This is a genomic window from Pseudomonas sp. PS01270 (assembly GCF_029959775.1).
Lineage (GTDB): Bacteria > Pseudomonadota > Gammaproteobacteria > Pseudomonadales > Pseudomonadaceae > Aquipseudomonas > Aquipseudomonas atacamensis.
In genome coordinates, this window is record NZ_JASCPT010000230.1 from 1 (window position 1) to 3,527 (window position 3,527).

Consider the following 3,527-nt stretch of genomic DNA (forward strand, 5'->3'; position numbering starts at 1 on the left):
GCCTGCTCGCGAATGCGTAGTGTCAGCCGACAAGTTCGTCAGTGACAGACCGTATTCGCGAGCAGGCTCGCTCCCACAGGGTGAATTTCGTTCGGCTTAGTTACCGCGATTGCTGTTGATCTGCCGCAGGCGATTGCCTTCGAAGCGCAGGTATTGATACATGCCGTTGTTCGGGCCGTAGGTCCATTCCTCGACCTGAAACTCTTCGCGGCGATTGGCACTGCGCTTGTAGCCGAGCACGTCGCGACTGACCGGCTCGCCACATTTCTGCAGCACTTCGCTGGCGCGGTCGCCGAGGCTGATCAACTGGCTGCCGCAGCGCAATGTATCCGAAGCCGACGCGTGGCCGGCGGCGCAGGTCAGAGCGAGCACAGCCAGCCAGTTACGCACGGTCATTCTGCATCCAGGTGCATTTGCGTGACCACGCGGCCATCGCTTTCGGCCTCGCCGAGGTTGGCGTCGATGAAGTACACGCGGTCATCTTCGAGCTTGCCCTTGTCGACCAGGTAATCCTTGATGGTGCTGGCGCGATCCTGGCCCAACTGGCGCAAGAGCACCTCGCTGCCGCTCCAGAACGCGATCACGCCTTGGCGCATTTTCGCCGTGCGTTCTTCCTTGCCCAGGTCTTTCCATTCTGCCGGTGGCTGGGTTTTCAGGCGGGTGCGGTAGATGCCTTCGAGCAACGCGCCTTTCTCGCTTTCGGGCACTTGCAGCAGCGAGGCCTGGGCCGGAACTTTGTCGCCACGGCGCTGGAGCATCTTGTAGTAGTTGTATTGGTATTCGCGTTCCAGACGTTGCTCGGCCAGCAGTGGCCCATCGCTGCTCTTCGCGGCAGTGCCTTCGATTTCCAGGCGCAGCGCCGGACGTTCCTTGAGCGCTTGCGACAGTTTCACCAGCGCCGCTTCGGCGTCTTTGCTCAGATCGCTGGAGCCCGGCGCGAAGGACACCGTGCCGAGGTCTTCGGAGCCGCCGCCACTGACCAGCCCGCCGATCATCTTGAACGGCGCGGCGGCAGCTTTGACGATGAGGTTGCGCAGGGTCTGCCAGACGATCGGCATCACGCTGAACTGTGGATTATTCAGGTCGCCGGTCACCGGCAATTCGATGGAGATCTTGCCGTCGACATCCTTGAGCAGAGCAATCGCCAGCTTCAGCGGCAGGCTCACTGCATCGGGGCTGTCGACCTTTTCGCCCAGTTGCAGTTGCTCGACCACGACCTTGTTTTCGGCTTTCAATTGGCCCTTGGTAATCAGGTAGTGCAGGTCAAGGTTGAGCCGGCCCTTGCGGATGCGGTAGCCGGCGAATTTGCCGGAGTAGGGCGTCAGGGTCGTCAGTTCGACGCGCTTGAAACTGGTGGCGATGTCGAGACTGGCCATCGGGTCGAACGGATTGACCGCACCCTTGATGGTCACCGGCGCATAGCGGTCGACCTTGCCTTTGATGTCGACGCTGGCCGGTTTTGCCTGACGGCTGTCAATGGTGCCGATCTGACCGTTGAGCTGCTGCACGGCGGTGGCGAAATTCGGGGTCAGGCTGAAGTCGGCGAAGTTGGCCGAGCCGTCGTTGATCGCAATCGCGCCGATGTGAATGCCCAGTGGTTTGTCCTTGCCGGCCGGTTTGGCTGCGGTGCTTTTTGCTCCGCTGTCGGCCGGTTGCGGGATCAGCAGGTCGTCGACGTTGGTGGTGCGATCGTCGTTGATCATGAAGCGCACATAGGGCTGCAACAGGTTGACCTTGTCGATCGACAGGCTGTCGCCGTGCTGATAGTTGATGCCGTCGACCACTACTTGCTGCCATTTGAGGAAGTCGCGGGTCTTCAGCGTATCGAGGGTGTGCAGTTGATCGATCTGCGCGCGGCCGGTGACGCTGAGGGCCAGTGGTTCGGTGCTCTTGAGGTTGACCTTGAGGTCACTGCCGAGCATGCCGCTGCGCAGTTCCAGGCGAATGAACGGGTTGATGTAGGACTGCGCGACACGCAGGTCGACGTCCTCGGTTTTCACGTTGAGCTGCGCGTTGACCGGAGCCAGATTGACCGTGCCGTCGGCGCTGATCTTGCCTTGCTTGCCCAGACCGCTGTCGAGCTTGAGCTTGAAAGGCGAGCCGTTGAGGCTGTCGAAATCCTGCAGGTCGACGTTCAGCGGAGTGATGTCCAGCGCCACCGCCGGTTGCGCCGAGCGGTCGGCGAGATGGACCGTGTAGTTGCGCAGTTGCACATCCTTGACCAGCACCTGCCATGGCTTGCTCGGGGCGCTTGGCTCAGGTTTCGGCGAGTCGGCGGCGGCCGGTGTATCCGTAGGTTCGGCAGCGGCTTTGGCAGCCGGTTTCGACGGTTGGCTGGCGAACAGCTTCTGCCAGTCCAGTTGGCCGTCGGCTTCCAGCGCCGCCCAGGTTTCCAGTTTGTTGCTGCGGATCTTGCCGACCACCACTTGCTGCTTGGCCAGGTCCAGCGAGGTTTCGCTGACGTCGAGGCGTTCGAGCCTGGCCAGCGGACGTCCGTCCGGAGCCTTGATGGCGAATGGCGCAATGCTCACCGCGACGTTGTTCAGCAGCAGTTCGGTTTGTTTCGACAGGTTGAGTTTGTACTCGGTGCTGAGGCTGACCACGCCGTTTTCCAGCACCAGCGGCACGGCGTCGCGCACGTAGGGCCAGAAGGATTTCATCTGGCCATCGGTGACTTTCAGGGTGCCTTCGGAGGTGAACGGGATCAGGCTGAAATTGCCGGTCCAGTCGATCCGCCCGCCAGCGGGGCCGATGGCGACGAGGGTCATGTCGGCGCTGTCCTCGGGTAATGTGCTGAGGTTTTTCAGCTCGAAACTGAGGTCGTCGTAAAGAAATTCGATCGGCTCGCTGGGCCGCATATCCTCGAAATGCACCACGCCGCCAGCCAGTTTGATGTTGTCGATACGCAGCGGAAATGGTTTGGCGTCGGGATCGGCGGGTGTCGGCTCGCTCGGCGGCAGGTTGAACAGGCCGAGCAGGTTGAGCTTGCCGTCCTTGGCGAAGAGGATTTCGCTTTTGGGTTTGTCCAGTTCGATGTCGGACAGATGCAGCGCTTTGGTCCACAGGCTGTCCATTTGCAGGTTGGCATAGAGGCGATCGAAGCCGACCTGCTCCTTGCCCGGTTCGCCGATGATCAGGCCCCACAGGGTGACCTCAAGGCTGAAGGGGTTCAGTTCGATGCGCTGCAGATGCGCCGGCACCGTGGCGTAGTTGGCCAGTTGCTGGTTGGCCACGCGCAAGGCAATGCCCGGCAGGATCAGAAACCCCAGCAGGCTGTAGAGGGCCAGGGCTGTCAGCAGTGCGCCAATCGCGCGAATCAATCCTTTGGGCATGTGCGGCTTCATCTGTCTGAATCGGAGTGCCTTGGAGTATGGCACGCGATTCTGGTTCCGAAGTGCTTGATGTGGGACAGGATTGTTCAGAAATTTCTGTAGGAACAGATCTCCCTTGTGGGAGCGAGCCTGCTCGCGAATGCGCTGGTTCAGTGAAAAACAAGTCGACTGACACTGCGCCTTCGCGAGCAGGCT

At 61.0% G+C, this 3,527-nt stretch carries 2 protein-coding genes; both read right to left on the minus strand.

The window, feature by feature from the left end:
* Window positions 1-96: 96 nt before the first annotated feature.
* Entirely contained in the window at window positions 97-396 is a 300-nt protein-coding gene (locus QMX86_RS27635; protein WP_282387699.1) for a DUF2845 domain-containing protein, read from the minus strand.
* A complete protein-coding gene (locus tag QMX86_RS27640) occupies window positions 393-3,344 on the minus strand; it encodes a DUF748 domain-containing protein (protein WP_282387700.1) in 2,952 nt (983 codons plus the stop codon). Before QMX86_RS27640 ends, QMX86_RS27635 begins: the two co-directional genes overlap by 4 nt.
* Window positions 3,345-3,527: the final 183 nt, after the last annotated feature.

Excerpts from the sequence above, each read along its gene's own strand:
- QMX86_RS27640 (WP_282387700.1), bottom strand. The coding sequence starts at position 3,344 with ATGAAGCCGCACATGCCCAAAGGATTGATTCGCGCGATTGGCGCACTG.
- QMX86_RS27635 (WP_282387699.1), bottom strand. The coding sequence starts at position 396 with ATGACCGTGCGTAACTGGCTGGCTGTGCTCGCTCTGACCTGCGCCGCC.